Raw genomic sequence first — 3356 nt, forward strand, 5'->3', positions numbered from 1 at the left:
AGAAGCGAACGTTCAAACTCTTTTTCTATAGATGGAAATATAAAATTTCAGGGGTCACTCTAAAGCGTAGTGGAGGTCCCGTAGTTCCTAAACCAGTGTTGACGACTAGGCTAGTTCTAGATGTCAATTCGTAAATTCCTTGATCATAAAGTTTAGATCCAAAATTTTTATAAGGAAAGAGTGGAAAGCGGATTTGTCCTCCATGGCTGTGTCCAGATAAAATCAGGTCAAATCGATCAAGCTCAGGTAAGTGCCTGACCTGATCGGGCTCATGAATCATTAAGATAGAGAAGTCTGCTTTTTTAGGAAGAGTATTATAATCAGGCTGGCCTTCTTGTCCATCGTCGATTCCTGTTAAGCTTGTCTGATCCACCGATGTACTTTGATTATTTAATAGAATAAATCCTCCATCAGCTAGTATTTGACTAACTGCTGTACGACCGTTGGAACGGTAATCATGATTACCTAAGATCGCGAATTTTCCTTTAGGGGCATGGATTTTTGCCAATTGTTGACTGATGGCGTTGCAGTCTCTTGTTTGCCAATAGCGATAATTTTCAATCAAATCACCAGTAAATAATACAATATCAGGCTTTGCTTGGTTCAGTTTATTAATGATTTTATCAAATCGCTTAGGCGAATAAAATGGCGAAAAGTGGCTATCGCTAATTTGGGCGATCGTTAAACCTGCCTTTTCACCAGTTTGAATAATCAGTTGTTCATCCTTATTAATTTGAAAGTGCTTTTCGATCAATTGATAGGTTGAGTAACGACAATAGAACAGAAAGAGCACTAGGAGTAGGCCTAAGATTAGAACCATCTATACCACTTTCTTTCTGATTTTTCGCAAGTATATACAAAATAACGACCTGTCACAAGTTGGACAGGTCGTATTTAATGATAACTTAAATCGTACGAACAGTTTCTCTTTGGATCAGATGATGTGGTACGACTAATTGAACACCACTCGATTGTTTTTGCTCAATTTGTTCTATTAATTTCTGTGTCCCTAGACGACCAAGGTCAGAAATATCAATGTCAATCGTCGTCAAGTAAGGGTGAACGAGCGTTGCAAAAATTGAATTATTAAAACTGATGACCGAAAGATCATCGGGAACCTTATAGCCGTGCAGCGTTGCTAATTGAATCATACGTAAGGCAAAAATATCATCAATCACAACCAGAGCAGTTGCTCCAGTTTCTTTGATTACTTCAGGAAATTGCGTGTAATCTTCAGGTTTCAGCATTGTCAAAGGTGAATGGGTAGGATAACCCTTTAACATCATAGCCTCTTGATACCCAAAATAACGTTCAAAGAAAATGACTTCTTGATTAACATTTGAGACGAACAGGATATTTTTATGCCCTTTCTCAATCAAATGCTCAGTAGCTTGTTTGCCAAGCAATTGATTATCGTTGTCGACATAAACAATGTCAGCTTCTCTTTCAGGCGGACGCCCGATTAATGTAAAGGGGACATGATTCTGATAAAGGTATTCAGCTACTGGATCATCCTTTTCTGAATAAGCTAAGATGAAGCCATCAACTTGTTTTTGCCGATGCATCCGAGTTACATTTTCCAATAAGGTCTTACTATTATTAGCTGAGGCAACAGCGGTGGTAATTTGAAATTCCGCAGCAGTTTCGTTCACAGCGTTTAGTAGTTCCAAATAAAGTGGATTGCCCAAGCGTTCGCGAGAATCAAGAGGTGGCAAAATGACACCAAAAGAATTTGCTCGCTGTTTTCCGAGATTTCGCGCAGTGACGTTTGGAAAGTACCCCATTTCATCCATGATCTTCCGAACCCGCTGTTTTGTTTCAGCGGAAATACTAGGATGATCGTTAATCACACGGGAAACAGTAGAAGGAGAGACTTTTGCTTTTTTAGCCACGTCTTTAACTGTAGATACCATTTTCGCTCTCCTTTCTCTGTAATATTAGTTACTCCATTGTTTTTCTAAAAAATTTAAGGTAAGTTCAGCAGTCGAAGCGACGATAGCAATATCATCACCTAATTGCTTAGCACTTCCCACACCAACAGGTAATGCGCCGCTTGCTTTGATGGCGGTGATTCCTGCTTGAGCATCCTCAATCCCAATGCATTCGTTAGGAGCTAGTCCCACCACTTCAGCAGCTAGAATAAAAATGTCGGGAGCAGGTTTTCCAGCACGTACGGCTGCTGGATCAGCGATACCATCGAAATAATCGGTCAACTCCATCTGTTTTAATAGAAAAGGACCGTTTTTACTTGCTGATGCTAAAGAAATTTTGATGTCAGCATTTTTCAATGCTTTCAGCAATTCTAAAATACCAGGGTAGACATCTTTTGGTGAAACTGCTTGAATCATTTCTACATAATTGTCATTTTTTGATTTTGCTAATTGATTGAACTCTGTTTCGGAAAAGTCTTTTTCACGACCACCATGTTCGAGAATCAGCCGTAAAGAATCTTCGCGGCTAACGCCCTTCAATTTTTCATTAAACTGCCGATCAATTGAAATATCAAGATCATCAGCTAATTTTTTCCATGCCAAGTAATGATATTCAGCAGTATCAGTGATGACACCATCTAAATCAAACAAAACGCCTTTAAACATTTGATTCCTCCTGTTCCAGTGGAACTGTCATTGAATCGCTCAAAGAAATTTCCTTTCCATAAAGCATCATAGCTAAGGCAGGTCCATCTTTCAAGTCAATTTGCACTTCTTTTTGATTTACTGAAACTGCTAACAAGCGCCCACGGTAATTAATATGGAAAGAATAGTGATTCCATTCTTTTGGCAGTAACGGCGCAAAGCTTAATTGGCCGCTTGCTGTTTTCATTTGTGCAAAGCCTTGGACAATAGCTAACCAACTGCCGGTCATTGAAGTAATATGCAAACCATCGTCAGTGTCATTGTTATAGTTGTCTAAATCTAACCGAGCCGTTCGTTGATACATTTCCATCGATTTGTCGATTAAACCAAGCTCTGCCGCTAAAATAGCATGGATTGAAGCAGACAGTGAAGACTCATGAACAGTCATTGGTTCGTAAAACTCGAAATTTTTACGTTTCTCTTCTTTAGTGAATTGATCTCCGAAGAAGTAAATCCCTTGCAAAACATCTGCCTGTTTAATGAAACAAGAACGCAGGATTTTGTCCCAAGACCAGTTTTGGTTTAACGGGCGATCTTCCGGAGCTAAATCAGCAGCCGACATTAAATCTTTATCTAAGAAAGTATCATGTTGAACGAAAATGCCTAACTCTTCATCTGCAGGAAAGTACATATGCTCAATAATATCTTGCCACTTGGCCTGTTCCTCTGAAGATATTGAAACGGTCGCTTGGTCTTGATATTTTTGATAATTTTCTAATG

General features: G+C 39.1%; 4 protein-coding genes. All 4 read right to left on the reverse strand.

Features of this window, described 5'->3' with window-relative positions; all coding sequences use genetic code 11:
* Positions 1-25: 25 nt before the first annotated feature.
* Positions 26-820 (reverse strand): metallophosphoesterase, encoded by a 795-nt coding sequence (locus A5875_RS02155; RefSeq protein WP_088932089.1) that lies wholly within the window; start codon positions 818-820, stop codon positions 26-28.
* 85 nt (positions 821-905) lie between these two features.
* Positions 906-1913: a LacI family DNA-binding transcriptional regulator gene (locus tag A5875_RS02160; RefSeq protein WP_088932090.1), complete on the reverse strand. Its 1008-nt coding sequence runs from the start codon at positions 1911-1913 to the stop codon at positions 906-908.
* A gap of 24 nt (positions 1914-1937) precedes the next feature.
* A complete protein-coding gene (pgmB, locus tag A5875_RS02165; RefSeq protein WP_088932091.1) occupies positions 1938-2597 on the reverse strand; it encodes a beta-phosphoglucomutase in 660 nt (219 codons plus the stop codon).
* Positions 2590-3356 (reverse strand): glycosyl hydrolase family 65 protein (locus tag A5875_RS02170; protein WP_303393798.1); only part of this gene is annotated, 767 nt, incomplete at its 5' end. The genes A5875_RS02170 and pgmB, both read right to left, overlap by 8 nt.

Source organism: Enterococcus sp. 3H8_DIV0648, from assembly GCF_002140655.1.
GTDB classification, from domain to species: Bacteria; Bacillota; Bacilli; order Lactobacillales; family Enterococcaceae; genus Enterococcus_A; species Enterococcus_A hulanensis.

Excerpts from the sequence above, each read along its gene's own strand:
- pgmB (WP_088932091.1), bottom strand. The coding sequence starts at position 2,597 with ATGTTTAAAGGCGTTTTGTTTGATTTAGATGGTGTCATCACTGATACT.
- A5875_RS02155 (WP_088932089.1), bottom strand. The coding sequence starts at position 820 with ATGGTTCTAATCTTAGGCCTACTCCTAGTGCTCTTTCTGTTCTATTGT.
- A5875_RS02160 (WP_088932090.1), bottom strand. The coding sequence starts at position 1,913 with ATGGTATCTACAGTTAAAGACGTGGCTAAAAAAGCAAAAGTCTCTCCT.